Here is a 26,765-nt window from a genome sequence, read left to right on the forward strand (position 1 = left end):
GATCCTCAAGTGCCGTGGAGTAAGACCTGGTTGGGCGGGTGATCCCGCGTCCACCCGTCCCGCCTCTCCAGGTGATCCATGTCACGTCAGCATTCTGTCAGGCAACTGACCGGCAGGCGTCAGGCCCCTCTGTTTGCATGTGCTCATCAAGGCATCGATCCCTCCCCCTCACCACCGAGGAGAGCCATGGCCGACACGCTGAACGGTCCGGTGTGCGAAGCATCCGACGCCGCCCCCGAGTTCCCGATGCCGAGGGCCGCCCGCTGCCCGTTCGACCCGCCCCCCGCTCTAAAGGAGCTCCAGGAGACGGCGCCGCTGTCGAAGGTCCGCCTCTGGGACGGCAGCAGGCCCTGGCTCGTGACCCGCCACGCCGACCAGCGCGCCCTGCTCGGCGATCCCCGGGTCAGCGCCGACACCGACAGCCCCGGCTACCCGCCCAAGGCGGACGGGGACGGCGGCGACAGCAAGTTCGGCTTCATCATGCTGGACGATCCCGAGCACGCGAGGCTGCGCCGGATGGTGACGGCGCCCTTCGCCGTCAAGCGGGTGGAGGCCCTGCGACCCGTCGTGCAGGGCATCGTGGACGGCCTCGTCGACGAGTTGCTGGCCGGTCCCCGGCCGGTGGATCTCGTGGAGGCGTTCGCGCTCCCCATCCCCTCCCTGGTGATCTGCGAACTGCTCGGCGTGCCCTACGGCGACCACGCCTTCTTCCAGGAGAACACCAAAACGATGGTCCACCGAAACGCCACCCCCGAACAACGGGGGCAGGCGACCCGGGAGATCGCCGGTTACCTCGGCGGGCTCATCGGCGAGCGGCTCGCCGATCCACGGGACGACCTGCTGTCCGGCATCGCCGGGCGCGTCCGCGCCGGTGAGATCGACCGGCGGATGGCCACGGAGATGGCGCTGCTGCTGCTCCTGGCCGGCCACGAGACCACCGCGAACATGATCGCGCTGGGCACGCTGGTCCTGTTCCGCAACCCCGGCCAACTGGCGCTCCTGCGGGAATCGGACGATCCGGAGCTCGCCGTGTCCGCCGTCGAGGAACTGCTGCGCTACCTCAACATCACCCACCTCGGGCGGCGCCGCGCCGTCACCGCCGACATCGAGATCGGCGGGCAGGTGCTCAGGGCCGGCGACGGGCTGATCCTGGCCAACGAGATCGCCAACCGGGACCCGGAGGTCTTCCCCGACCCCGACCGGCTCGACCTCACCCGCGACGCCCGACGCCATGTCGCGTTCAGCTTCGGCGTCCACCAGTGCCTCGGACAGCCGCTGGCCCGCATGGAGCTCCAGGTCGTCTACGGAACCCTCTTCCGGCGGATTCCGACCCTGCGGGCGGCCGTCGCGTTCGAGGACGTGCGTTTCAAGCACGACGCCTTCATCTACGGCGTCCACTCCCTGCCCGTGACCTGGTGAGCCCCCCGCAGACCGACGACAGCAGACCGTGAAGAAGGGAAACCCATGAGCGTCATCAAGGTGGAGCTGGAAGCCGACAAGTGCGTCGCCTCCGGACAGTGCGTGGTCGCCGCCGAGCAGGTCTTCGACCAGGACGACGACGGCATCGCGGTCCTGCTCGAGGAGCGGCCCGCGCCCGAACACCTCGCCGACGTCCGCGAGGCCGCCGCGGTCTGCCCCGCCGCGGCCATCCGGCTGGTCGAACAGTGAACCGGATCGTGGTCGTCGGCGCCTCGGCCGCCGGCCTCGCGGCGGTCGAGACACTCCGCCGCGAGGGCTACGCGGGCCCTCTCACGCTCGTGGGCGAGGAGCCGCACCTCCCGTACGACCGGCCGCCGCTGTCCAAGCAGGTCCTCGCCTCCGAATGGCAGGAGGACCGGCTCCGGCTGCGTACGGCCGGTGATCTCGCCGCCCTCGATCTCGACCTGCGTCTCGGCGTCACCGCGACCGCGCTCGACATCGCCCGACGGAGCGTGCGGCTGGCCGACGGGAGTGCGGTGCCGTACGACCGGCTGGTTCTGGCCACCGGTGTCCGGCCGCGCAGGCTCCCGGGTGAGGGCGCGCACGTGCTGCGCACGCTGGAGGACGCGCTCGCCCTGCGGGACCGGCTGGCTCCCGGACGGCACCTGGTCGTCGTCGGCGCCGGGTTCCTGGGCGCGGAGGCGGCCGCCGTGGCCTGCCGGCTCGGGGCGCGGGTCACCCTGCTGGAACCGGCGGCGGTGCCGCTGGCCCACGCGGTCGGGGAGCGGGTCGGGCGGGTGCTGTCACAGGCCCATCGCGACCGGGGCGTACGGCTGCGCTGCGGGGTCACCGTGACCGAGGCCACGGCGGACGGTGTGCGGCTGGGCGACGGCGAGGTCGTCCCGGCCGACGCGGTGCTGGTCGCGGTCGGCTCGCTGCCCAACACCGAGTGGCTGGCGGGCAGCGGACTGACGGTGCGCGACGGGGTGGTGTGCGACGAGTACCTGGAGGCGGCGCCGGGTGTCTTCGCCGCGGGGGACGTGACCCGCTGGCACAACCCCCTCTTCGGCGCCTCCATGCGGATCGAGCACCGCACCAACGCGGCCGAGCAGGGCATGGCCGCCGCCCGCAACCTGCTGAACCCCGCTGCCCGCAAGCCGTTCGCGCCCGTGCCGTACTTCTGGTCCGACCAGTACGACATGAAGATCCACGCGTACGGCTTCCTGCGCGGTCACGACGAGGTCGCCGTCGTCGGGGGAGACCTTGCCGAACGGCGGTTCGTGGTCGCCTACCGCACCGGCGACCGGGTGAGCGGGGCGCTCGCGGTCGGGATGCCGCCCAAGGTGGTCCGGCTGTGGAGGCAGGCGCTCGTGGCGGGCGCGGCCTGGGGCGATCACGTGCGCGTCCCGGCCTGAGCGCAGGCCGGCCGGAGGGCTCCGGCGGGCTGCGGCAGCCGGCCGGGGCTCGGCTCCGTGTGACACGTACCGGCCGGCACGTGTCACGGCGTACCACCGGGTGCCACCCGGCATCGCCCGGAAGGGTGAACGCGCGTCGTCCGTCCGCCGTGGGCGTGGGGAACGGAGCAGCAACTTACTTGAGTTACGCAACAAGATGGTAAAGTGGGATGCATGTCCACCGAACTGCCCCCGCTGCCCTCGGCCGCGACTCCGGAAGTGGTCGAGATCGAGCGCGCGCTCACCCGGATCACCTACCTGAGCACCCGCGCCCGCCAGCATGACCGGCTGATGACACTGGCCGGCGTCCCCCTGGACCGCGCCGCCGTGGCCCTGCTGCGCCAGGTCGCGGACTCCGAGCCGCTGCGGCCGGGGGAGCTGGCGCAGCGGCTGGGTGTGGAGGCGTCCCATGTGACCCGCACGGTGCAGCAGCTCCAGAGGTCCGGGTACGTCACCCGGGTCCCCGATCCCGACGACGGCCGGGCCCAGCGGATCGAGCTCACGGAGGCGGGCCGCGCGGCCATCGAGCGGGTCCGCGACGCGGGCGCCCGGGGGATGCAGCTGGCCCTGTCCGACTGGTCCCCGGAGGAACTGCGTCAGCTCGCCGTCCTCTTCAACCGCATGGTCGACGACTTCCTCTCGCACTCCCTCGAGGACGAGCCGGAGCAGCCGGCCGCGGCCCCCCGGGCCTGACCCTGACCCCCGGGCCTGGCCTCACACCGGCGAACCGGCCGCTTCCCCGGCCGGGGGAGCGGTGACGGGGGCCGGCTTCCCGCATCCCGCGCAGCAGGAGCCGGGCCACGACGGGGGAAGCCGCGGCGGGAGCGCGGCCCGCCCCGCGGCCGCCCCCGCCTCCGGCACGCTCACGGACGTACGGCGAAGGCCCCTCGGTGCACGTCCACACCGGTGTGGGCCGGGGGCGTCCAGCGCGCTCGTCGCGGCTCCCGCGGGGCGTACGGACAGACACCCGGCCGGCACGAGGAATGCGCGGGTAGCTGTGCCGGACGCGCACGAGATCCCGCAGGGGGACGGCCGTCCCCGCGGGCCGCCCCGGCGGGGCGTCTCCCGCCGTCGGCAATCCCGGCGCGCATCGGGCGAGTTGGGGGGAGCCCGGCCCCGGAGCGCCTCCCGACCCCGCCTCCGGGCCCCCGACTACCCTCCAGTAATGTCGGCCGCCAGGTCATCAGAGGAGGAACCGTGCCCCGGTCCGAACGTTCACCCCTGCTGCTGGCGGGCCTGCTGGCCGGCATGGGCGCAGCCCACTTCGCCGTCCCGCGCCCGTTCGACGCGATCGTCCCGCGCTCGCTGCCGGGCTCGCCCAGGGTCTGGACGCATGCCAGCGGCGTCGCCGAACTGGCGCTGGCGGCCGGAGTGGCCCTGCCCCGTACCCGTAAGGCTGCGGCACTGGCCACGGCCGCCCTCTTCGTCGGCGTCTTCCCCGCCAACATCAAGATGGCGTGGGACTGGCGCCACCGTCCGGCCCCGCTCAGGGCCGCCGCCGTGGCCCGGCTGCCGCTCCAGGCGCCCCTCGTGATGTGGGCACGCAGCGTCGCCGCCGGCGCGGGCGTCGAGAACAGCGCGGGGGGACGGTCATGACGAAGGCTCCGGGGACCGGCGACCAGGTCGAGGACTTCTCGCTGCCGGACGAGACCGGCACGGTACGCAGCCTGACGGACCTGCTCGCGGACGGGCCGGTGGTCCTCTTCTTCTACCCCGCCGCCCTGACCACGGGCTGCACCGCCGAGGCCTGCCACTTCCGGGACCTTGCGGCCGAGTTCGCCGCCGTGGGCGCCCGGCCCGTCGGCATCAGCGGGGACTCCGTCGACCGCCAGCAGGAGTTCGCCGGCCGGCACTCGCTCGGCATGCCGCTGCTCTCGGACGCCGACGGAGAGGTACGGGAACGATTCGGGGTCAAGCGCGGCTTCTCCATGGCCCCCACCAAACGGGTCACCTTCGTCATCGGGCAGGACCGCACGGTCCTCGAGGTCGTCCGCAGTGAGCTGCGCATGAACACCCACGCCGACCGCGCCCTGGAGGCGCTGCGCGCCCACCGGGCCTGAGCCCCGGGGCCCCGCTCGGCCCGGCGCGGTTGATGCGCCGGGCCAAAGGGACCATTCTGGACGACATGGAGCATGTCGTCGCTGCGGCGGTCATCGATGCTCATGGCATCGTGACGGGCTGGAGCGAGGGTGCCCGTCTGCTGACGGGCCACGCGGCCGAGGAGGCCGTCGGCCGGGCCGCGGCCGACCTGCTCGCCGAGGACCCGCCACGACGTGCGGACGGCGAGTGGACCGGCTCCGTCGTGGTGCGCCACCGCGACGGCCACCCCGTCACCCTCGTCGTCACGGCCCGCCCGGTGCTGGGTGCCGACGCCCGGCCCACCGGCTTCACCCTCACCGCGCGGCCGCCGGAGGCCGCGGAAGCCACGCTGGCGGGTCGGGCCTTCCAGCAGGCGTCCATGTCGATGTCGGTCTTCGACACCCGCCAGCGCTACCTGCGCCTGAACGAGGTCGCCTGCAAGGTCATGGGAGTCCCCGAGGAAGTCCTGCTCGGCCGCCACTTCCCCGACACCGTCCGGGAGGAGGAGCACAGCCTCGGCTTCGACTGGCACCTCCGCCAGGTCGCCGAGAGCGGCCGCCCGATCCGCTACGAGAGCTGGACCGGCGCGCCCTCCCTCAACCGGGAGCACGCCTGGACCACGGAGATGTGGCCCGTGCGGGAGCCGTCGGGAGAGGTCGTCGGCGTCGCCCTGGCCGCCTTCGACAGCACCGAGCAGTACCTGGCCCGCCAGCGGCTGGCCCTTCTGAACGAGGCCGCGGCCTCGATCGGCACCACCCTGGACATGGTGCGCACCACCGAGGAGGTGGTCGATCTCCTCGTCCCGCGGTTCGCCGACTTCGTCAGCGTCGACCTGCTCGACTGGGTCCTCGGCGCCGACGAGCCGCCGCCCGTCCCCGACGGCGAGGTGGTGCTGCGCAGGGTCGCCCACGGTTCCGCCCACGAGGGCACCCCCGAGGCGGCGGTCCGCCTCGGCGAGACCGACGTCCATCCCCCCTTCAGCCCGCCGGCGCGCGCTCTGCGGGAGGGGCGCGCCGTCCGTATCCAGGCGGGTGAGCCGGACTTCATGCGGTGGCTCGCCGAACGCAACGCGCGCTCCCCCGAGGGCCGCAGCCACCGGCACGGCGTCCACTCGGTGATCTCGGTGCCCCTGCGGGCTCGCGGCACCACCCTCGGCGTCCTGGTCGGCGTCCGTATCGCCCATGCCGACGACTACGAGGCCGACGACGCCGTCTTCGCCGAGGAGCTCGCCAGCCGGGCCGCCGTCTGCATCGACAACGCCCGCCGTTTCGCCCGGGAACGCACCACCGCCCTGACCCTCCAGCACAGCCTGCTGCCCCGCGGCCTGCCCGGACAGGCGGCCGTCGAGGTCGCCCACCGCTATCTGCCCAGCGGCTCCACGGCCGGTATCGGCGGCGACTGGTTCGACGTCATCCCCCTCTCCGGCAGCAGGGTCGCCCTCGTCGTCGGTGACGTCGTCGGACACGGCATCCCGTCCACGGCGACCATGGGCCGGCTCTGCATGGCCGTACGCACCCTCGCCGACGTGGACCTTCCGCCTGACGAGCTCCTCACCCACCTCGACGACCTCGTCACCCACCTCGCGGCCTACGACGGCGTCGGCGAGGATGTCGCGGAGCTGGGCGCCACCTGCCTCTACGCCGTCTACGACCCCGTCAGCCGCCGCCTCACCCTCGCCGCCGCCGGGCACCCGGCCCCCGCCCTCGTCCTGCCCGACGGCACCTCGGAGCTGGTCCGGATGACTCCCGGGCCCCCGCTCGGCGTCGGCGGACTGCCCTTCGAGGCGGTCGAGCTGGAGCTGCCCGAGGGCACGGTCGTCGCCCTCTACACGGACGGCCTCATCGAGGACCGCGACCGCGACGTCGACCGCGCCACCCGCGAGCTGTGCAGCGCCCTGACCGCACCCGCCGCCACGCTCGACGCGCTCTGCGACTCCGTGATCAAGGCGGTCCTGCCGGACGAGCCGGGCGACGACGTCGCCCTCCTGCTCGCCCGCACCCGGGCGCTCGGCGCGGACCGGGTCGCCACCTGGGACGTCGAGCCGGACCCCGCCCTCGTCGCCGTCACCCGGCAGGCGGCGACCGAGCAACTGACCGCGTGGGGCCTGGAGGAGGCCGCCTTCGTCACCGAACTGGTCGTCAGCGAACTCGTCACCAACGCCATCCGCTACGGCGCGCCGCCCATCCAGCTCCGCCTGATCCGCGACCGCAACCTCATCTGCGAGGTCTCCGACGGCAGTTCCACCTCCCCCCATCTGCGCCGCGCGCACGCCTTCGACGAGGGCGGGCGAGGCCTGCTGCTCGTCGCACAGCTCACCCAGCGCTGGGGCAGCCGGCAGACGGACCGGGGCAAGACGATCTGGGCGGAGCAGACCCTCGACCCCCAGCCGGGGTGAGCCCTCTAACCGGCCACCCCGGCCGCGCGGCGCTCAGAACTCCTCGTGCACCTCGGGGTCGCCGCCCAGCCGCCGGTGCGGCCGCTGCGTGATCGCCGCCAGCTGCTCCGGGCCGAGCTCGAAGCCGAAGACGTCCAGGTTGGCGCGCTGCCGTTCGGGGCTGGACGACTTGGGAATGGGAACCGCGCCGAGCTGGAGGTGCCAGCGCAGGACGACCTGGCCGGGCGTCACGCCCAGCGACCGGGCGACGGAGACGACGGCCGGATCGTCGAGGAGCGCCGAACCGCGGCCCAGCGGGCTCCAGCTTTCCGTACGGACGCCCTTGGCCTCGTGGAAGGCGCGCAGCTCGTCCTGCGGCAGCAGCGGGTGCAGCTCGATCTGGTTCACGGACGGCAGCACACCGGTCTCCTTCTCCAGCCGCTCGATGTGCGCGGCGGTGAAGTTGGAGACGCCGATCGACCGGACCACACCCTCCTCGCGCAACTTGATCATGGCTCGCCAGGAGTCGACGAACTTGTCGACCCGGGGGAGCGGCCAGTGGATCAGGTACAGGTCCACGTGGTCGAGGCCGAGCCGGAGCCGGGACTCCTCGAAGGAAGCGAGGGTCTCCTCGTAACCGTGATGGCGGCCGGGCAGTTTCGTGGTCACCACGATCTCCTCGCGCGCCACCCCGGCGCGGGCCACACCGCGCCCGACCCCGCTCTCGTTGCGGTAGTTCGTCGCCGTGTCGACCAGCCGGTAGCCCAGGCGGAGTGCCTCGGCCACCGCCCGCTCCGCCTCCGCGTCGTCCATCGGCCAGGTGCCCAGCCCCACGGCCGGGAGCCTCGTACCGTCGTTCAGCGTGTGCTCCGCGATGTTGCTCACCAGGGGACCTTTCCTCGACGGTGTCGTCCCCCCACCCTCACCGATGGGACGGCGACGGTTCAACCGGACGCCCCGGCCGGGCGCGTGCGCGTGCCGTGCGGATGCCGGACGCCCTGTCGCCAGGCCGCCGGTTCGCTGTCACGATCTTCGGGGAGCCGTGAGGACCACGAGTGAAGACGAGCGGAGCACGCATGACGACGGACAGCCGGGCGACCCCCTTCGACGACCCGGCGGCCGAGAAGGCCGCGGGGGCAGCCGGAGTCGAGGTGAGACCGGTCGCCGGACACATCGGCGCCGAGATCGGCGGCGTCGATCTGGCCGCCGGACTCGACGACGCCCAGGTGGCCGTGGTCCGCGCGGCGGTGCTGCGCTGGAAGGTGGTGTTCTTCCGCGGACAACGCCTCGACCACGCGGGGCAGGTGGCGTTCGCGCGCCGGTTCGGTGAACCCGTCGTCCTGCGCAGGCGGGGGAGCGCCTCGCCGGCGGACTTCCCCGAGATCGAGACGACCGCCGACCGTCTGGAACTGGGCGGGAAGTTCGGCATGGAGCACGAGGAGTGGCTCAGGCGCCGCCGTCACACCCTCCTGCGCGGCTGGCACTGTGACCACGGCGCCCGCATCGACCCGCCGGCCGCGACGATCCTGCGCGCCGAGACCGTACCGCCCTACGGCGGCGACACGACATGGTCCAACCTGGCGGCGGCCCACGCCGGGCTCTCCGCGCCCCTGCGGGAGTTCCTGGCCGGGCTGCGCGCCGAGCACCGGCTCGGCGTCGGCTACCAGCCCCGCCCGGGCGACGACGCGTACGTCCGCCACCTCCTCGACCACCAGGTCGCCTCGGTGCACCCCCTGGTACGCGTCCATCCCGAGACGGGGGAGCGCGTGCTGTATGTCAACGGCTATTACCTCGAGCAGATCACCGGTCTCTCCCGTGCGGAGAGCCGGGCGATCCTGGAGATGCTGCTGGAGGAGGCGACCCGCCCCGAGTACACGGTCCGCTTCCGCTGGGAACCGGGCAGCGTGGCCTTCTGGGACAACCGGGCCACCATGCACCTCGCCCCGAGCGACAGCGCACACCTGGGCTTCCCGCGCACCATGCACCGGGTGATGCTCGCCGGCGAGGTCCCCGTCGGGGTGGACGGCAGGCCGTCCGAGGCGGTGACGGGAACCGGGCCGGGCCGCTGGTGAGGCTGCTCAGACTCCGGAGCCGGGCCGCCATCCGAGCGCCGGACCGAGCTTCGTCGCCATGTCGGTCAGGATCTGCACGTAGTCCTCGTGCCGGAAGGTGAACGGCAGGGCGAAGGCGACCTCGTCGATCTCGCGGAACGCCGCGTGGGCGTGCAGGCGTTCGGCGATCTCGTCCGAGGTGCCGACCAGGTCCGGGGCGAAGAGCAGTCGCGCCGGACCCTGCGGCGACGTCGTGCGGGGGAGCCGCGCGGCGGCGAACTCCTCGTACCTCGCGCGCTGTTCGGAAGAGGCGGAGTCGGTGGGGATCACCACGAGACCCTGGGAGACGCGGGCCGCGTCGCCGTCGGGGTGGGCGGCCCGGAAGGCGCGGACGTGGGAGAGCTGGATCTCGGCGAAGTCCGCCTCGCCGTCGGGGCCCTCGGCCTTGACGACGCTGCTGGTGAGGAAGTTCATGGCGTGTTCGCCGGCCCACCGGGCCGAACCCTGGCTGCCGCCGCCGTACCACAGGCGGCGGCCCAGTCCGGGGGAGTGCGGCTGCACACGGTCCGAGAACACCTCGAACCCCTCGACGCCGCTGAAATCGGTCGCCGGCTTGCCGCGCACCAGGTCCAGCAGCCGCCGCACCCGCTCGTAACCGAAGTCCTCCGCGTCGAAGGTGTCGGGGTACAGGGCTTCCTTGACCTGCTCGTAGTGCATCGGCGGGCCGACGCTCACGCCCGGGTTGAGCCGGCCCCCGGAGAGGATGTCGACGGTGGCCAGGTCCTCGGCGAGGCGCAGCGGGTTCTCCCATCCCAGCGGGACGACCGCGGTGCCGAGCTCGATGCGGCGGGTGCGCTGGGAGGCGGCCGCCAGGACGGCGACGGGCGAGGAGATGCCGTACTGAAGGTGCCGGTGGCGCACCCAGGCGCTGTCGAAGCCGAGCCGCTCCCCGAGCTCGATGATCTCCAGCGTGGTCTCGTGCCCCCGGCCCGGGTCGTCCGCGTCGAACAGCCCGATGGTGAGGAAGCCCAGCTTGCGCAGGGGGCGAGAGGCAGGCGACACGGGCTCCTCCATCGTTCGACGGCTTCCACGGCCGTACAGCGGTTCTTCGGTGATTGTCGCAGGCGGCCTCAGGCGAGCGGGATCATGACCTCGTCCTCGACCGGGGGGTTCAGCTCCTGGGCGCGGTTCCCGGTGGCGGCGAAGCAGCGCAGCCGGACCGCCTCCGGTGTGACGTCGAGACGCAGGAAGCATTTGAAGAAGGGCGGGCTGTACGTCACCGAGCCGGGTGAGAACAGCTGGGTGTAGATCTTGCGCACCGGCAGCCGGAACCGTTTGCGGTGTTCCGGACGGCTCCCGGTGCCCAGGAGACCGGCCAGCAGGCGGATCCGCCGCGTCACCCTGACCTCCGGGCCCGGTGTGCGGGTGGGCGGGATGCCCAGCCGTTCGGCGACGACCGCCTGGGCCTCGGTCTCGGTGAGGGCGAAGAACCGGCGCAGCCGCAGCCGCCGTCCGTAGAGCCGGCTGTAGAAGGCGAGGGAGTCGCCGCGCAGCGGATAGCAGCGGAAGTCCGCTTCGGTGACGCCGGCCACGGACACCCGCGGGATGGTGTGCGTGGCGTGCATGAAGGCGCCCCCGCCCCCCGAGACCACGTACTGGAGGGTCCGCCCGTCCGCCAGCCGCACCGGGTAGCGCTGGTAGTTGTGGATGTCGCCGCCGATCGCGGCCACGTAGTGGTGCTCGGGCGCGCTGACGATGTCGTCGACGGTGCCGCCCCCTTCGACGGGGCACGGGTGGTGCTCGCCGTCGACGTAGAGCGGGGAGCCGGTGACGAGGATCTTCGGGCGCGGTCCCCGGGACACCTCACGCAGCCAGGCGCCCTGTTCGGCGTCGATCGTGCCCAGCAGTCCGGTGTCGATGCCGATGATCCGTACCGGGCCGGCGTCGATCGCCCAGTACGGCCCGGGCTGCGCGGCCTGTTGGCCTGCCGCGGACCTCAACGCGCGGGCCTCGGCGAGACGTTGACCGTCGCCGGCCCGTGGCCGGTGCCACAGCAGGGAACGCAGCCGGGCGCGGCTGAGCGGACGCGGTGCGGGCTCGGCGGGCAGGGGCGGGGCGTCGCCGCAGAAGACCCGCATGAACGCGCCCAGGTCCTCGTACCAGTCGTGGTTGCCCGGTATCGCGTATATGGGGGCCGGGTAGTCCCGGTAGGGCCGGAAGAACTTGGTGCCGTAGTCGTCGGCACTGCCGACCGGGTAGATGACGTCACTGGCGACGACGGCGAAGGAGCTTCCCTGACTCACCCTCAGGAAGCCGGGCACGACGGCGTACTGGGGATCGTCGCCCTCGCCCGTGTCGCCGATGACCATGAAGGAGAAGCTGTCCGGGTCGGTACGCCGGATCACCTTGTCGGCGGGTGCGCCGGCCGCCGCCCGCTGAGCCACCAGGCGGGCGCGGGTACGGCCCGTCGGATCCCCGAACCAGGATGCCAGGACGCCGTTGCGAGCGGCCCACAGCATCCTGGGATCCAGCCATGAGATCTTCTCGGTCCTGTCCGGCATGAGCTGCCGGTACGCGCCTCGGTCGGCGCCCGTCCAGCCGGCGCCTGCGGCGGTATCGCGTGAGGAGTCAGACACCGGTGCACCGTAGCAAGATCCACAGCGCGGCAGGAGGGCCCCGGCCGCCTTCCGCGGTGACCCGATGACGCGCATCGTCCGGAGGCCGCGACGGATGGCCGCCGCCCCGGCGCCGGCCGGCCCGGCTCCACCCCCCGTCGCCGTCGTGCGGGAGGTCAGTCACCGGGTCCCGCGCCGGACCCGGTGGAGCAGGCGCACCACCCGGTCGCCGTTGATCACCGCGCGCGGGTCCTCCGGCAGGTGTACGGCGCCCGAGGAGGGAACATGGCGAGGCCGGGCGGACGGGACGGCAGTGCCTCCCCGGCGGGCGCCGTGACGCGCCTGCCGTGCCGGGGGCCGGTGCGGTCACGGCTGGGCGGAGTCCTTGCCCCAGACGAAGACCTCGGTGCCGGGCAGCCGGTCGGAGAACCGGCCCGACCCGGAGGAGTCCCGCAGCAGCCGGCGCAGATCGGCCTCGAACGCGTCGCGTCGCGGCCCGAAGAGGTGCGGGGCGGAGAACGACATCGAGAACACCTCGGCGACGACGTCGTCGGCACAGCGTTCGAGCGGTTGCCCGCCGGGAACGACATGGCGCTGGGGGCCGCGGAACCCGGCCCGGGCGAGTATCGCGGCCTCGTCGCCGGGTGTCCCCTGCGGGAGCACGCCGCGGCCCGCTCGTCGGACGGGCCCGAGGTAGTGCCGGATCAGCTCTCCGACGGCCGGGCCGGGCACCGCGGGATGCGGAAGCCCGTCCACGTTCCGGGGACCGGTCTTCAGGTCCGAGATGTGCACCAGCGCCCCGCCGGGCAGAAGCATGGCCCGGACGGTCGCCGCCACCCGCTCGCGATCCATCCAGTGGAAGGACTGGCCGAAGGTCGCGACGCCGAACCTGCCCAGCCCCGCGGGCAGTTCCTCGGCCCGGGCCCGCACCCAGCGGGCCTTTCCCGCCGCCCCTCTTCTTCGGGCCTCACGCCCGGCTTCGGCGATCATGCCCCGGTCGGGGTCGACTCCGACGACCTCCTCGAACAGGTGGGCCAGATCCAGGGCGAGGATGCCCGGTCCGCATCCCACGTCGAGGAGGCGCCCCCGCCCGTCGGGGCGCAGAACCCCGGCGAGCAGATCCGCCAGCCCGGGGGCGTAGGGAAGTCTCCCGCGCCGGTAGTAGGCGGCCGAACCCTCGAACAGCGTGTCGTCCCACTCCCAGCCGGCCACCATGTCCGCCCACCCCCTTCGCGGCGAAGAACCCCGGCCCGCCCGGCTGCCGATGATCCCACGGTCCGGTGAACGACCGGATCCCGCCGCTCGCGGGCCCGGCCGCCGGTCCCGGACCGCGGGTCGCCCCGGTCCCGCCGCCGCCCGGACGGACAGCGGACGCACAGTTCACGCACAGCAGGGCCGTGGGCCGGAGCGTCGGCCCCTCCCGTCACCGAGGGATAACCCTCGAAGCGCTCGACTTTGGCTGACATGCCACTGTCAAGCCTGTCATTCTCCCACCCAACTACCGCGTACCAGCGGCACGTTGCGTCCCATGCTCACGGTCCCGCACCACTCAGCTCGTCCCGGACAGCACACCCGTCTGCCCGGTCTGTCACCGGCCGTACCCCGCGGCCGCCGCAGTAGGAGAACGAGTGAGACCCAACCCCCGCAAGCGGACCACGGTCGGAGCGGCCCTGCTCTCCACCGCCGCCCTCCTGGCCCTCGGCGTCCAGACGGTCCCTGCGACCGCGCTGCCCGCAGCCCCCCACCCCGGCCCCCTGCGCACCGGCGGCCTGCCCGCCGACCTCACACCCGCCCAGCGCACGACCCTGATCGCAAGCGCCGAGGCGAAGACGGCGGACACGGCCGAGTCCCTGGGCCTCGGCGCCCAGGAGAAGCTGGTCGTCAAGGACGTCGTGAAGGACAACGACGGTACGGTGCACACCCGTTACGAGCGCACCTACGCCGGTCTGCCCGTCCTCGGCGGCGACCTCGTCGTGCACACGCCCCCCGCCTCCCTGGCGGCCGGCACGGTGAGCACGACCTTCAACAACAACCGGCGCACCATCGCGGTCAGGTCCACGACCGCCACCTACAGCAAGGCGGCCGCCGAGACCAAGGCCCTGACGGCCGCCAGGGCGCTCGACGCGAAGGCCCCCGCCGCCGGGAAGGCGCGCAAGGTCATCTGGGCCGGCGAGGGCACACCCAAGCTCGCCTGGGAGACCGTGGTGAGCGGTCTCCAGGACGACGGCACGCCGAGCAAGCTGCACGTCATCACCGATGCCGCCACCGGCGCGAAGCTCTCGCAGTTCGAGGGCGTCGAGACCGGCACCGGCAACAGCCAGTACAGCGGGACCGTCTCGATCGGCACCACGCTGTCCGGTTCGACGTACCAGCTCAACGACACCACGCGCGGCACGCACAAGACGTACAGCCTCAACAACGGCACGTCCGGCACCGGAACGCTGATGACGGACGCCGACGACACATGGGGCACCGGGTCCGGCTCCAACACGCAGACCGCAGGCGTGGACGCCCACTACGGCGCACAGGTGACGTGGGACTTCTACAAGAACACCTTCGGCCGCAGCGGCATCAAGAACGACGGCGTCGCCGCCTACTCCCGCGTCCACTACAGCACGGCGTACGTCAACGCCTTCTGGGACGACGACTGCTTCTGCATGACCTACGGCGACGGCACCAGCAGCACCCACGCGCTCACCTCGCTCGACGTGGCCGGCCACGAGATGTCCCACGGCGTCACCTCCAACACCGCGGGCCTCGACTACACGGGTGAGTCGGGCGGCCTGAACGAGGCCACCTCCGACATCTTCGGCACAGGCGTGGAGTTCTACGCCAACAACTCCTCCGACGTGGGCGACTACCTCATCGGCGAGAAGATCGACATCAACGGCGACGGCACGCCGCTGCGTTACATGGACAAGCCCTCCAAGGACGGCGGCTCCGCCGACAGCTGGTACTCCGGCGTCGGCAACCTCGACGTCCACTACTCCTCGGGCCCGGCGAACCACATGTTCTACCTGCTCTCCGAGGGCAGCGGCAGCAAGACCATCAACGGCGTCACCTACAACAGCCCGACCTCCGACGGGGTCGCCGTCGCGGGCATCGGCCGGGCCGCGGCACTCCAGATCTGGTACAAGGCGCTGACGACGTACATGACGTCCAGCACCACCTACGCCCAGGCACGCACCGCCGCGCTCAACGCCGCCTCGGCGCTCTACGGCAGCAGCTCCGCCCAGTACGCCGGGGTGGGCAACGCCTTCGCCGGCATCAACGTCGGCAGCCACATCACGGTCCCGTCGACCGGCGTCACGGTGACCAACCCGGGCAGCCAGTCCGCCACGGTGGGCACCGCGGTGAGCCTCCAGGTCGCCGCGAGCAGCACCAACAGCGGCTCCCTGACCTACGCCGCGACCGGACTGCCCGCAGGCCTGTCGATCAGCAGCTCGACCGGTCTGATCTCGGGTACGCCGACCGCGGCCGGCTCCTCCAGCACCACCGTCACGGTGACCGACAGCACCGGTGCGACCGGCACCGCGGCCTTCACCTGGACCGTCAGCTCCTCCGGCGGCGGCGGCACCTGCACCTCCACGCAGCTGCTCGGCAACGCGGGCTTCGAGTCGGGCAGCACGACCTGGACGGCGTCGAGCGGTGTCATCACCAACTCCAGCAGCCAGGCGGCCCGCACCGGCTCCTACAAGGCCTGGCTCGACGGCTACGGATCGACCCACACCGACACGCTGACGCAGTCGGTGACGATCCCGAGCGGCTGCACGAAGACCACGTTCACCTTCTACCTGCACGTCGACACGGCGGAGACCTCCACCAGCACGCAGTACGACAAGCTGACGGTCACCGCCGGGTCCACCACCCTGGCCACCTACTCCAACCTCAACGCGGCGACCGGCTACGTCCAGAAGTCCTTCAGCCTCGGGTCCTTCGCGGGCTCCACCGTGGCCCTGAAGTTCTCCGGCGTCGAGGACTCCTCGCTCCAGACCAGCTTCGTCCTCGACGACACCGCCGTGACGACCGGCTGATCCCCGCCACCCGTCCGGCCCCGACCGGACGACGACGTCCCGCACGCGGGCTCCCTCCGCGTGCGGGACGTCGTCGTGTCCGCTCAGTTCAGCGGGTCGAGCGTCAGGTAGGCCTGGCGCGGCGAGCCGTCGTGGACGAGGGACTCCTGCTGTCCGACGTCGTCGAAGGCGAACGCGTACGCCTTCCCGTCCGCCATCTGGGCGTGGATCTTGCGGGCGTAGTGGTTGGTCACGGCGTCCCGGTAGAAGTCCGCCGGCGTCGTGTCGGGCTGGTCGGGGTTGACCAGCAGCGTGGAGCGGTTGAAGCCCGCGCACAGGGTGCGGGAGATCGGTCCGCGTACCGCGTCGTTCGGCGCGTCGAGCAGCCGGTGGCAGCCGAAGATGCTGGCCGCGTCCGGCTTCTGGAAGCTGGTCACGACCGCTCCGGAGGCGTTGGTGAAGTTCATGACCCCGCCCGAGACCCGGCCGTAGTACTTCGTGCCCGGCCGGTCGGCGAAGGGGGTGACGGTCAGCGTGGCCGTCGCGTACTTCTGCCAGACGCGGTCGACGTAGTCGCCCATGACGTCGGCCGGGAGCGCGCCCGTCTCCACCCCGTACAGCGGGGAGAGGGCACGCAGGACGGTGCCGTCGGAACGGGTCTGGATGAGGTTCGCCCAGCCGCCGGGCTGTCCGCGCAGCGCGTTGAAGAAGCCGTTGTAGCCGCCCGCTCTGAGATGTCCGGTGCTGACGGTGCTCCCGTCGGCGCGCTGCACGCCGACCGCGTACGGCGCGGAGAACATGTCGACCTGGGTGCTGTTCAGCCACAGCCCGGAGTCGTTCAGCGTGTACTCCGACCAGTTGAACAGGATGTTCCGGTTGGGGTCGCTCGGGTTCTGCACGGCCGGCTGCACCAGCCCGCCGGTGGTCAGCCGGAAGTCGAGCTTTCGTCCGTAGGAGAAGTAGATCCGGCCCGAGAACTTGGGGATCCGGATGGTGGCGGACTGTCCGGCGGCCGGGCCCGCGATGGAGGCGTCGGGCGCCGGGGTGGGCGGGTTGCCGCCACCGGGCCAGGCGTGGAAGGCGCCGGTCGCGTCCGCCCAGCCCTGCCGGCCCGTCGACAGCTGGGTGCCGAGGTCGTAGACGTAGAGAGCTTCGCCTCGCCCCGAGTTGTTGGTGATCTTCAGTGGAACGGTGTCGGGGACGGCGGCCTCGGCCGGTGGGCCGAGGGAGAGCAGTCCGCCGACGAGGGCGACGGCTCCGGCGAGTCCGAGTCCGAGTGCGCGTCCGCGCGCCAGTGCGACCTTGGTCCTCCTGAGCACTCTCCACCTCCGTGCGGGTAGGCCTGTGGGGTTGGTCCGTACCATGTTGAGAGCGCTCTCAACGTCGCACCGGGGTGTGCTCATGTCAACAAGTTGAACGAAAAAGGGGCGCCCGTGGCACCCGCGGTGCCACGGGCGCCCTCAGGCGTCCCCGGCTCAGAAGGTCCGCTTCAGCAGGTCGAGCAGCGCGGCCCAGTGCCGCTCCGCGCCCTTCTCGTCGTACGCGGAGGTGTCGGCCTGGGTGTAGCCGTGCTCGGAACCGGCGTACACCTCGCACGTGTGACGGACTCCCGCCGCGGCGAGGGCCTCCTCGAAGCGCTCTATCTGCTCGGGCGGCAGGCCCGGGTCGTTGTCGGCGTGGCCGAAGTACACCTCGGCCGTGATGTGCCCGGCCGCCAGGTGAGGACTGTCCGGCGCGTCCGTCACGAGGCGGCTGCCGTGGAAGCCGGCCACCGCCGCGACCCGGTCCGGATGGGCGCCGGCGGTCGGCAGGGTGAGCCGGGCGCCCATGCAGTATCCGGTCACCGCGACCGGGCCGTCCGCCACCAGCGCGCTCTCCTGCATCCACCGCAGGTACGCGTCGGAGTCCCGGACGATCAGCTCGGGGGTGAGGGCCAGCACGAACGGGTAAAGGGTCTCGAAGATCTCCGGGCGCGCGGCGGGATCGATGAACTCGGGCAACTCCATCACGGGGGCCCGCCCGTGACGGTAGAACAGGTTGGGAACCAGCACCGTGTATCCGGCTTCGGCGAGCCGGTCGGCCATCGACCGCAGATGCGGACGGAGTCCGAAGGCGTCCTGGTAGAGCAGCACGCCCGGCCGGGGCGCCCCGTCGCCGGGATGCGCGAGATAGGCGTCGGCGACGCCGTCCTCGGTGGAGATGTCCACGTCGGTTCCCTGTACGGAGGTCATGGGGGTGCCTCTCTGCGTGCTGCGCGACGGCGATCGACCGGCCCGGCCCGGCGGGAGCGGGCAGCGACCATCGTTGCACGCACCATCGGTCGTCCGCCGGGACCCCCGGCCCGCAGTCGCCGCCGGAGAGCCCCTACTCGAACCGGGAGGTGTCGCCCGCCCCGTGCCGCACGATCTCCGCCTCGCCTTCGGAGAAGTCGATGACCGTGGTCGGCACGGTGCCGCACTCCCCGGAGTCGAGTACGCCGTCCACCACGTGATCGAGCCGGTCCTTGATCTCCCAGCCCTGGGTCATCGGCTCGTCCTCGCCGGGCATCAGCAAGGTGCTGGACAGCAGCGGTTCACCGAGTTCGGCGAGCAGGGCCTGGGTGACCACGTGGTCCGGGATGCGCACGCCCACCGTCTTCTTCTTCGGGTGCTGGAGCATGCGCGGCACCTCCTTCGTCGCCGGGAGGATGAAGGTGTAACTGCCCGGCGTCGACGCCTTGATCGCGCGGAACACGTCCTTGTCCACCCGTACGAACTGGCCGAGCTGCGCGAAGTCCTGACACACCAGGGTGAAGTGGTGCCGGTCGTCCAGGTCTCGGATGGCCCGGATCCGGTCGATGCCGTCCTTGCTGCCCAGCCGGCAGCCCAGCGCGTAGCAGGAATCCGTCGGGTACGCGATCAGCGCGTCCGCCCGGATGGCGGCCGCGACCTGGGAGATGGTGCGCGGCTGGGGGTTGTCGGGGTGCACGTCGTAGTACTTGGCCATCCACCGAGCTTATGCCGTGCCGCCGGTCGCGGGCTCCGCGGGAGCGCCGCCCGCCGGCCGGCGGGAACGGCCGGCCGCCCCGGTGCCGTCACCGGGGCCTCCCCGGCCGTGGCGCATCCCGTGCCGACGGGCGGCCCGGGCGGGCCGACCGGGCGGGAAGACGCAGGGCGGCGGCCCGAGTCCCGACCCACCCTGAGCCCGCGGGCGGACGTTCCGGCCGCCGTGCCGCGCGGCTCGGCGAGCTGCTCACCGGGCCGGCCCTGCGCGTCCGGGCGCGGGAACTGCCGGCCCGCCTCGACTCCGACGGCCGGGACCTGCGCGGCACGCTGCGCGCCTGGATCAGCGCCGGCGGCAACGCCGAACGCGCCGCCCAGTTGCTCGGTGTGCACGCCCAGACCGTCCGCGAACACGTCCGCAGCGCCGAACCCGTCCTCGAACGCCGGCTGCTCGCCGCCGGCAGTGACCTGTACGAGGTCGTCCCGGCCCACGTGGCGGCGGGCGACCTGCGCAGGCCCGACCTGCGCGGACCGGCCCACCGGGCGGAATCGGGCCATCCGGACTCACCTGTGCACGACTGAGTCCCGCGACGCCGTGAGCGGGCACCGGCACGATTCCCAAGCCGCTCACCAGGCACGTATTTTCGAGAGGCCGCGGGGTCCGACCGGAACGGGGGACCGGTCGCACCCCCGGGTGTCAGCCCCGCAGGGCGACCGGGATCTCCTGCCAGCCGCACGCGATGAACGAGGGCACCTGCCGCAGCTCCCCGGCCCCGGTGGCCAGCCTCAGCGCGGGGAACCGGTCGAACAGCGCGGGCAGCGCCGTCAGCGCCTCCATCCGGGCCAGGGGAGCCCCGATGCACCGGTGCACACCGATCCCGAACGCCAGATGGTCGTCCGCCGCGCGCGCCGCGTCGAACACGTCCGCGTCCGCGCCGTACCGTGCCGGGTCTGCGTTCGCGGCGGCGTACGTCGTGATGATGGCGTCCCCGGCCGGGATGGTCACCTCGCCCACCGTGATGTCGTCGACGGCGAACCGCAGCGGCAGCGCGGCGATCGGCGGGTGCAGCCGCAGCGTCTCGTCGACGACGGCGTCCCAGCCGATCTCGCCGCGCCGCACGGCCGCCAGCTGCTCGGGCCGGCGCAGCAGCGCCACCGCCGCGTTCCCGACGAGGTTCACGGTCGTCTCGAAACCGGCGCCGATGACCAGCAGCAGCGTGTACAGCAGCTCCTCGTCGCCGAGCCGGTCACCCTCCTCGTCCCGGACGCGGATCAGCTCGGTCGTCATGTCGTCGCCGGGGTGCTCGCTCTTGTACGCGATGAGCCCGCCCAGCACCGAGCCGATCTGCTCCTGCACGCGCACGGTGTGCTCGGGCGACGGATCGGTGGTGTCCATGATGTCCGCGACGAGCCGGACGTGCGCCTCCCGCATGTCCTGCGGCACACCGAACAGCTCGCAGACGATCCGCAGCGGCAGCGGGTGGGCGAACGTGGCCTTGAGATCGACCGCGTCACCGCCCTCGTCCAGCGCGTCCAGCAGCTCCGAGGTGATCGCCTCCACCCGCGCGCGCATCGCCTCGGTGCGCCGGTGGGTGAAACTCGGCGCCACCAGCCGGCGCAGCCGGGCGTGGTCGGTGCCGTAGGTGGACAGCATGTTGATCACGCCGATCCAGCCCAGGATCCAGCCCCAGGAGGGGTGCTCGCCCAGTTCCGCCCACTGCCGCCAGTGCCGCCGCGGGTCCTTGCTGACCCGAGGGTCCAGGATCAGCGCCTTGAGCGTGTCGTAGCCCGTGGGCGCCCAGGCCGGAATGCCGCCGGGCAGCTCCACCGGCACGAGCGGGCCGAGCGCGCGTAACCGGGCGCTCTCGGCGTGCACGTCGGCGCCGAACGGGTCGAGGACGATGCGGTCGCGGTCGGTCACGGTCACGAACGGACTCCTGAGGGCTCGGAGGCGGGGGAGCGGGGGCTGAAGCGGACGGGCAGCGCGGTCAGTGAACGGTGGAACGGGCCCGGCCGCCAGGTCAGCCGGTCGCGCGGGACGAGGGGCTCGAGGTCGGGCAGCCACTGGGTGAGCCGCTCGATCGCCTCGGTGACGAGCAGCAGCGTGTGCTGTTTCGCCGGGCAGGCGTGCGCTCCCGCCCCCCACGACAGGTGCGAGGCGTCGTGGGGATGCCGGCCGCCGGTGGCCTCCCGCTCGGCGAGGAACCCGAGTGCCCCGTACGACACGACCACCGGCACCGCCTCGCGCAGCCACACCCCGTGGAAGGCCACCGGCCTGCGGACGTAGTAGATGCCGTAGTTCGCCAGCGGCGTCTCGTGGTGCAGCACCTCCACCACCGCGTCCATCACGGGCCGGGCGCCGCTGGTGAGGGTGGAGTAGTAGAGCGGGTTGCCCAGGATCCTCGACAGCGTGTTGGACAGCAGGTTCGCGGTCGGCCCGTATCCGGCGCCGAGGGTGAGAAACACCTGCCAGGTGACCTCCTCCCGGGTCAGCCCGGCCGGGTGGTCGAGGAGCCGGCTGGGCAGGTCGTCGCCCCGCCGCTCGGCCTTGGCGGCGATGAGGTCCAGCACGTACTGCGCGTACTCCGCCTCGCCCGCGGCCGCGCGTTCGCCGCCCTCCATCATCTTGCCCACACCCGAGTGCAGCCGGTCGCCCTGACTCTCGGGCAGGCCGAACAGGTCGTTGAACACCAGCGCCATCAGCGGCTCGGCGAAGTCGCCGACCAGGTCGGCCCCGCCCCTCGGCCCGATCCGGCCCGCCAGCAGCCGCACCGCCCGGTGCACCCGGCCCCGCAGGTCGTGCGGTTCCACCAGGTCGAAGACGTCGATCAGGGTGCCGCGGTAGCGGATGTGCGCGGCGCCGTCGGAGAACAGGGCGTTGGGGCGCCACCGCATCATGCCGAGCACCGGCGAGTCGGCGGGGACGGTCGCCTCCCACGCGCGCGGGTCGTGCGAGAACGTCTCCTCGTCGTGCAGCACATCAAGGGCGGCACGCCGGTCGGTGACCACGTATGCCGGTACGCCGGGCGCCAACTCGCCCCACCCGACCGGCCCTTGTGCCCGCAGCGCCCGGTAGTGGCGGTGCGGATCGGCCGCGAAGGCCTCGTCCCACAGGCGTACCGGCACGGAGCGCGTGAAGTCGTGGCGGTCCGGCGGGTGGACGGTCACCGGGCCTCCATGGCGTCGCGTGCGATGAGATGGTCGACGAGCGCCAGCAGCGCGTCGATCGAGGAGTCGGGGTCGCGCGCGTCGCACGTCACCATCGGCGTCCCGGGCTCCAGGTCCAGTGCCCGGCGCAGCTGCTCCTCACCGTGGTGGCGGGGCGCGTCGGGAAAGGCGTTGAAGGCCACCGCGTACGGCAGTCCGCTCTCCTCCACCAGCCCCAGCACGTCGAAGGACGCGTCGAGGCGGCGGCTGTCGACGAGGACGAGCGCGCCGAGTGCCCCGTAGGCGATGTCGTCCCACAGGCCCCGGAAGCGCTCCTGCCCAGGTGTGCCGAACAGGTACAGCACGACGTCCCCGGCCAGGCTGAGCCGCCCGAAGTCGATCGCGACGGTCGTCGTCGACTTCTCCCGCACCCCGGCCAGGTCGTCCACCCCGGCGGACGCCTCGGAGAGGTGCTCCTCGGTGTGCAGCGGCCGGATCTCGGACACCGAGCCGATCAGGGTCGTCTTGCCCACCCCGAACGGCCCGGCGACCAGGATCTTCACCAGGTCGCGGGCGGAATCGGGCCGGTGCACGGCGCCGGGCGCGCCGGCGCTAGGCGCGGTGTTTGAGGGCGCGGAGACCATCGGCCACTCTCCTCAGCAGGTCGGGGTCGAACCGTTCGGCGGGCGGGATCGGCGCGCGGGAGACCACCAGGTCCCGGTCGACCAGGTCGGCCGCCAGCACACGCACCGCGGAGACCGGCAGCCTGAGCAGCGCGGCCGCCTCCACCACCGCGAGCGAGCCGCTCTCCAGGGTGTCGAGCAGGGCGAGCTCGGCGGCGGGCAGGCCGGCCGGCGGCGGCTCCTCGCTGCGGGCCAGCACCGTCAGCCGCTCCAGATGGGGCCGGCTGGGACGGGCCACCCCGCCGGTCGACAGATACGCGGGGACGAGGGGCCGGCCGGCCGGACGCCGGGTCACCGGGAAGCGGTGTCGTCGGCTCCTCGGGACGCGGCCGTCATGGCCTTCTCGCCCAGCCGCGCCACCTGGGAGTGCACCCGGTGAGCCAGCAGGTCCAGCCGTGTCTCGCCGTCGCCGTACGCGGCCACGCAGGTGCCGTGGTCGGTCGGCACGATCAGCACGTAGCCGAGGTCGGACTCGATGACGATCTGGCGTACGTCGGCCCGCTCCCGGTCGGCGAACGCGGCCGCCGCCGTCCGGCAGGCTCCCTGCACCGTGCTGGTGATGGCGGCCACCCGCTCGGCCGACGGCTGTGACAGGGCGTCGGTGTAGCCCGTCACGAGTCCGTCCCGGGTCAGCATGACGGCGGCGAGCACGTGCGGCACCTGCAGGATCGGTTCCAGCACCCATGCCGTGTCGCCCGTGTTGCGGCTGGTCATGTCGCCGCTCCCCCCTCGTTGTCGGTCCGGCCGGCGTGCCCGGCCTGGTCGGTGTCTTGCGTACGGCCGGTGCGCCCGGCCCGGTCGGTGTCGTCGGTCATGCCGGTGCGGTCGGACGGGTCCGGCGCGGCGCCCGTGGTGTTCCGGTGGCCGCCGGCCTGGCTGTCCCTGAGCCCGCTGTCCCCGGGCCGGGTGTCCGCGGCGGCGGCGCGGGCCGCCGCCGTGCCGGACTGGAGCGCGCCGAGTGCGGCCGCGGCCTCCTCCGGGCGGCGCGCCGGGCGCTCCGCCGATCCTGCCGCCGGGCTCTGCGACGGTACGGCGGCCCGGCCGCGGCGACGGCGCTGTGGCAGGCCGTCGGTGTCCGAGGGCTCGTGATGGCCCGGTGCCGCCTCGGGTGCTTCGGCCTCCGTCCCGTACCCGTGAGAGGGGACGGGACGGTGCGCCCCGGCCCTGCGGGTCGTGCGGGGCGCGCTCGCGGCCGGCGGCCGGTCGGCCGGATCCAGGTGGCTGAGCAGATGACTGCCGACGCGCAGCACCGCGCGCACCCCGCCGTACGGCGAGGTCGAGGAGAGATCGACACTCAGGTCGAACTGCCTGGTGAGACGGCCGACGGCGGCCAGTCCCATACGCGGCGGATCGCCCAGGTCGGTCAGCAGGATGAGGTCGTCGCCCGCCACCAGCCGCTGGGCGCGGTCGCGTTCGTCCCGCGTCATACCGAGTCCGGCGTCGTCGACGGTGACGCACACACCGTGGTGGACGTGCTCCAGGCTCACCACCACGTCGGTGTCCGGGGCGGAGTGCCTGAGCGCGTTGTCGAGCAGCTCGGCGACGATGATGGCCACCGGCTCGACGGCGTGCGAGACCAGGGCTGTACCGGCCTCGAGGTGGTTGTGGACCTGGACCCGGTGGTAGCCGGCCAGCCTGGCCTGGCCGCCGGTCACAGCGTCCACCAGGTGGGACTCCTCGCGCGCCAGCCCGACCCATGCCCCGCACACCACGGCGGTGACCTGCGCGCGGCGCAGCGACTGCTCGTTCTCATGGTCCAGCCGGAACAGGGTCTGCGCCAACTCGGGTTCGTCGTAGCGCTGTTGCAGTCCGCGCAGCGCGTCCTGGAGCCGGTACAGGGCCGCCTGGATCTCCCGGGTCGCGCCTCGCATCCCGGCCTGTGCGGCCGCGTCGACCCGGGCGCGCTGGTCGGCCACCTCGGACTGGAGGGCCAGCACCACGTTCTCCAGGGCGGTGCCCAGCGGGGTGCCTGCGGTGAGTGGCTGGAGCGGGCCCGGTTCGGGCAGGTGCGGATGGGCCACCTGGCGGGCTGCGGCCGGCACGCGCCGGTCGGCCAGATGCTCGACCTCCGCGGTGAACGCTCGTGCGGACCCGTCGAGTTGGGTGCGCAATGCGGCGATCTCGGCCTGCTGCCGGGTCTGCTGCCGCCGTAGTCGCAGCAGGCTTCCGCCCAGAGCGAGCGCGGACAGTGTGCCGGCGGCCAGGCCGCCGGCCACCAGGTCCGGTAGTTCGATCATCGATTCGGTTCCAGGGAAGGTCGGCCGTCGTCTCCGAACTCGGAGCAGGGGTGGCCCGACGCGTATGGACGGGCACTCGTTGCACAGTACACACCGTCATTGATCGATCCCGCACGGTTGAGCGAGACTTGCCTCTCGAAGTGCCCGGTATCTGTTCGCTTCTGCGTCGACTGTCGGAATTGCCGCAGGCGGAAGGTGAGTTGGACGCGCCCGCGGCAGCCGTCGACCACGTGAGAGCGGACGAGGCGAGGGCCGGTCCGGCTGCCTTGCGGTCGCACGGGGCGGCCCTGAGAACGGGGACGAACGCCGCCGGGCCTCCCCGGGGCCCTGGCACGGACCTGTCTGACACGGCGCTGCCGACCTCAAGCCTGCGCGTGGCCGTATCGCGCCCTGGCTGAGGTCAGGTCGGGTTCGCCGAACCGGGCACGCAGAAGGTCGAATGCGTGGACCTTGTCCGCGCCGAACTTCTCCACGTGCGCGGCATAGGAGTCGGCGGTGAGGAACGTAGGAGGTGTCGTCTTGCTGTGGAACTTGTCCGCGTACATGACCAGTTGCTCTTCGACGGTCTCGGCCAGGTAGTCGGCCTCGGGTATGGCGAGCTTCCGTTCGCGGATGTCGTGCCGGGTAAGACCAACTCCCGTGTGGCAGGAGCAGAAGCGGCGCAGGCGCTCCGGGAAGCCCTCCTCCTGGAGGATCTCGTGGCCGAGGACGCCATGGCGGATGTAGTTGCGGTGATCGAGCCGACCGGCCCGGTCGTACAGCCGGTACACGCCGATGTCGTGGAGCAGGGCGCCAACACGGACCAGGTCGGCGTCGAGGGGGAGGTCTGTCTGTGCCACAAGCTGTTCGGCGATGCCGCAGACGATTTCGCAGTGGGTGAAGACGAGGTCCAGCGCCTCATGCGATGGCGCGTACCGCTCGTGCAGCGCGCGTACCTCGTTCACCGTCGGAAGGATCACTCCGGCAGCGTACTTCCCACCCACAAGCGATCTGCCCCGGCACAGCCGGCCGGGCGCCACGCAGGGCGTACCCCCCGGCGGTGACCGTAGCAGGGCGAACATTGCCTGATGCGGCACTAGCGACCGCACATCGGGGTCAGCACCGCGAGTGTGCCGTTGGCCTGGCGCAGTGCCAGCTCCAGGGTGACGGGCGCGTGCAGCGCGCCGGTTCCGTCCGGCGGGACCAGCCATTCCAGGGACCGTGCGGCCCGGTACGGCGGCGGGATCGCCACCCAGGACCCCCGGCTCGCGCGTCGCAGCCCCGCGCCGATCCACCGGCTGCCGGGATCGGGCGGCAGGAAGAAGCCCACCCGGTGCGCCGCGGTGTCCACGAGCGTGGGTCCGGGTGAGGGGCGCGCGGCCTGCCACAGCAGGTCCAGCGTGAGCAGGCCGAGCCGGTCGGGCACGCTGAGCACGTCCCAGTATCGGCCCGCCTCCAGCAGGGCGATCCCCTCGCCCTGGTCCCATTCCCGCTTGCACAGCCGCGGGTCCGTCGCGGCGGCGGCGAGCCACTCCACGCCGCGCATCCACATCGCATCGCTCATGTCGGCTCCGTGTGACGTCCGCCCCCGGCCGCATGCCGATCGGGCATATGCATGCTGGTAGATATTTCTACATGGCGGAAGGGGTGGCGGACCCTGGCGTTTTGGTGTGTTTCGTTCGAGCTCCGAGCCCGTGTTCGGAGCGGATCCCGTGCGCCTGCCGCAGGTGGTT

24 protein-coding genes and 1 pseudogene are annotated in these 26,765 nt (G+C 72.6%); 10 read left to right on the forward strand and 15 right to left on the reverse strand.

Going from position 1 to position 26,765, the window contains the following annotated elements:
- Positions 1 to 186: 186 nt before the first annotated feature.
- The 7 genes from OHS71_RS38095 (at position 187) to OHS71_RS38125 (ending at position 7,347) form a co-directional block, all read left to right on the forward strand.
- Positions 187 to 1,419: a cytochrome P450 gene (locus OHS71_RS38095; RefSeq protein WP_328483883.1), complete on the forward strand. Its 1,233-nt coding sequence runs from the start codon at positions 187 to 189 to the stop codon at positions 1,417 to 1,419.
- Between the two features lie 54 nt (positions 1,420 to 1,473).
- Positions 1,474 to 1,668, forward strand: coding sequence for a ferredoxin (locus tag OHS71_RS38100; protein WP_328484776.1), 195 nt, complete (start codon positions 1,474 to 1,476; stop codon positions 1,666 to 1,668).
- Positions 1,665 to 2,834, forward strand: a complete 1,170-nt coding sequence (locus tag OHS71_RS38105; RefSeq protein ID WP_328483884.1) for an NAD(P)/FAD-dependent oxidoreductase — start codon at positions 1,665 to 1,667, stop codon at positions 2,832 to 2,834. Before OHS71_RS38100 ends, OHS71_RS38105 begins: the two co-directional genes overlap by 4 nt.
- Before the next feature lie 213 nt (positions 2,835 to 3,047).
- Entirely contained in the window at positions 3,048 to 3,566 is a 519-nt protein-coding gene (locus tag OHS71_RS38110) for a MarR family winged helix-turn-helix transcriptional regulator (RefSeq protein ID WP_328483885.1), read from the forward strand.
- 504 nt (positions 3,567 to 4,070) lie between these two features.
- Complete coding sequence (locus OHS71_RS38115) at positions 4,071 to 4,469, forward strand: DoxX family protein (RefSeq protein WP_328483886.1); 399 nt, start codon at positions 4,071 to 4,073, stop codon at positions 4,467 to 4,469.
- Positions 4,466 to 4,933: a peroxiredoxin gene (locus OHS71_RS38120; RefSeq protein WP_328483887.1), complete on the forward strand. Its 468-nt coding sequence runs from the start codon at positions 4,466 to 4,468 to the stop codon at positions 4,931 to 4,933. Before OHS71_RS38115 ends, OHS71_RS38120 begins: the two co-directional genes overlap by 4 nt.
- Positions 4,934 to 4,998: 65 nt before the next feature.
- On the forward strand, positions 4,999 to 7,347 hold the full coding sequence (locus OHS71_RS38125) for a SpoIIE family protein phosphatase (RefSeq protein WP_328483888.1): 2,349 nt from the start codon (positions 4,999 to 5,001) through the stop codon (positions 7,345 to 7,347).
- 33 nt (positions 7,348 to 7,380) lie between these two features.
- Here OHS71_RS38125 and OHS71_RS38130 read toward each other — a convergent pair whose 3' ends face one another.
- On the reverse strand, positions 7,381 to 8,211 hold the full coding sequence (locus tag OHS71_RS38130; RefSeq protein ID WP_328483889.1) for an aldo/keto reductase: 831 nt from the start codon (positions 8,209 to 8,211) through the stop codon (positions 7,381 to 7,383).
- A gap of 191 nt (positions 8,212 to 8,402) precedes the next feature.
- Between OHS71_RS38130 and OHS71_RS38135 the strand changes: the two genes are divergently transcribed.
- A complete protein-coding gene (locus OHS71_RS38135) occupies positions 8,403 to 9,398 on the forward strand; it encodes a TauD/TfdA dioxygenase family protein (protein WP_328483890.1) in 996 nt (331 codons plus the stop codon).
- Between the two features lie 6 nt (positions 9,399 to 9,404).
- Here OHS71_RS38135 and OHS71_RS38140 read toward each other — a convergent pair whose 3' ends face one another.
- The 3 genes from OHS71_RS38140 to OHS71_RS38150 form a co-directional block, all read right to left on the reverse strand.
- Entirely contained in the window at positions 9,405 to 10,439 is a 1,035-nt protein-coding gene (locus tag OHS71_RS38140; RefSeq protein WP_443047132.1) for an LLM class flavin-dependent oxidoreductase, read from the reverse strand.
- A 68-nt stretch (positions 10,440 to 10,507) separates the two neighbouring features.
- Positions 10,508 to 12,013, reverse strand: a complete 1,506-nt coding sequence (locus OHS71_RS38145; RefSeq protein ID WP_328483892.1) for a metallophosphoesterase family protein — start codon at positions 12,011 to 12,013, stop codon at positions 10,508 to 10,510.
- A 345-nt stretch (positions 12,014 to 12,358) separates the two neighbouring features.
- Positions 12,359 to 13,207 carry a class I SAM-dependent methyltransferase gene (locus tag OHS71_RS38150; protein WP_328483893.1) on the reverse strand — a complete coding sequence of 283 codons (849 nt, stop codon included), beginning with the start codon at positions 13,205 to 13,207 and terminating at the stop codon, positions 12,359 to 12,361.
- A 413-nt stretch (positions 13,208 to 13,620) separates the two neighbouring features.
- On the opposite strand from OHS71_RS38150, the gene OHS71_RS38155 reads away from it, so the two are divergent.
- Complete coding sequence (locus tag OHS71_RS38155; RefSeq protein WP_328483894.1) at positions 13,621 to 16,026, forward strand: M4 family metallopeptidase; 2,406 nt, start codon at positions 13,621 to 13,623, stop codon at positions 16,024 to 16,026.
- Between the two features lie 83 nt (positions 16,027 to 16,109).
- Here the strand turns inward: OHS71_RS38155 and OHS71_RS38160 are convergent, their stop codons facing one another.
- From OHS71_RS38160 to OHS71_RS38170, 3 genes are all read right to left on the reverse strand, one after another.
- Entirely contained in the window at positions 16,110 to 17,369 is a 1,260-nt protein-coding gene (locus tag OHS71_RS38160) for a glycoside hydrolase family 64 protein (protein ID WP_328484777.1), read from the reverse strand.
- 111 nt (positions 17,370 to 17,480) lie between these two features.
- A complete protein-coding gene (locus OHS71_RS38165; RefSeq protein ID WP_328483895.1) occupies positions 17,481 to 18,236 on the reverse strand; it encodes a dienelactone hydrolase family protein in 756 nt (251 codons plus the stop codon).
- Positions 18,237 to 18,369: 133 nt separating this feature from the next.
- The gene (locus OHS71_RS38170; RefSeq protein WP_328483896.1) at positions 18,370 to 18,990 is read right to left on the reverse strand and encodes an L-threonylcarbamoyladenylate synthase; all 621 of its coding nucleotides are present in this window, start codon (positions 18,988 to 18,990) and stop codon (positions 18,370 to 18,372) included.
- A 221-nt stretch (positions 18,991 to 19,211) separates the two neighbouring features.
- Here OHS71_RS38170 and OHS71_RS38175 point away from each other — a divergent pair.
- Positions 19,212 to 19,568, forward strand: a pseudogene (locus tag OHS71_RS38175) (helix-turn-helix domain-containing protein); the annotation flags it as partial.
- A 115-nt stretch (positions 19,569 to 19,683) separates the two neighbouring features.
- Here OHS71_RS38175 and OHS71_RS38180 read toward each other — a convergent pair.
- The 8 genes from OHS71_RS38180 to OHS71_RS38215 all read right to left on the reverse strand — a co-directional run bounded on the left by OHS71_RS38180 (position 19,684) and on the right by OHS71_RS38215 (position 26,596).
- Positions 19,684 to 20,907, reverse strand: coding sequence for a cytochrome P450 family protein (locus OHS71_RS38180; protein ID WP_443047188.1), 1,224 nt, complete (start codon positions 20,905 to 20,907; stop codon positions 19,684 to 19,686).
- A gap of 2 nt (positions 20,908 to 20,909) precedes the next feature.
- Positions 20,910 to 22,154 (reverse strand): cytochrome P450, encoded by a 1,245-nt coding sequence (locus tag OHS71_RS38185; protein ID WP_328483898.1) that lies wholly within the window; start codon positions 22,152 to 22,154, stop codon positions 20,910 to 20,912.
- Positions 22,151 to 22,777, reverse strand: coding sequence for a GTP-binding protein (locus OHS71_RS38190; RefSeq protein ID WP_328483899.1), 627 nt, complete (start codon positions 22,775 to 22,777; stop codon positions 22,151 to 22,153). The genes OHS71_RS38185 and OHS71_RS38190 overlap by 4 nt, the downstream gene beginning before the upstream one ends.
- Positions 22,746 to 23,111 carry a DUF742 domain-containing protein gene (locus OHS71_RS38195; RefSeq protein ID WP_328483900.1) on the reverse strand — a complete coding sequence of 122 codons (366 nt, stop codon included), beginning with the start codon at positions 23,109 to 23,111 and terminating at the stop codon, positions 22,746 to 22,748. The genes OHS71_RS38190 and OHS71_RS38195 overlap by 32 nt, the downstream gene beginning before the upstream one ends.
- Positions 23,108 to 23,530 carry a roadblock/LC7 domain-containing protein gene (locus OHS71_RS38200; RefSeq protein ID WP_328483901.1) on the reverse strand — a complete coding sequence of 141 codons (423 nt, stop codon included), beginning with the start codon at positions 23,528 to 23,530 and terminating at the stop codon, positions 23,108 to 23,110. Before OHS71_RS38200 ends, OHS71_RS38195 begins: the two co-directional genes overlap by 4 nt.
- Entirely contained in the window at positions 23,527 to 25,053 is a 1,527-nt protein-coding gene (locus tag OHS71_RS38205) for an ATP-binding protein (protein WP_328483902.1), read from the reverse strand. The genes OHS71_RS38200 and OHS71_RS38205 overlap by 4 nt, the downstream gene beginning before the upstream one ends.
- Before the next feature lie 362 nt (positions 25,054 to 25,415).
- Positions 25,416 to 26,012: an HD domain-containing protein gene (locus OHS71_RS38210; protein WP_328483903.1), complete on the reverse strand. Its 597-nt coding sequence runs from the start codon at positions 26,010 to 26,012 to the stop codon at positions 25,416 to 25,418.
- Positions 26,013 to 26,128: 116 nt separating this feature from the next.
- Entirely contained in the window at positions 26,129 to 26,596 is a 468-nt protein-coding gene (locus OHS71_RS38215; protein ID WP_328483904.1) for a hypothetical protein, read from the reverse strand.
- Positions 26,597 to 26,765 lie beyond the last annotated feature (169 nt).

Source organism: Streptomyces sp. NBC_00377 (assembly GCF_036075115.1).
Classification (GTDB): Bacteria; Actinomycetota; Actinomycetes; order Streptomycetales; family Streptomycetaceae; genus Streptomyces.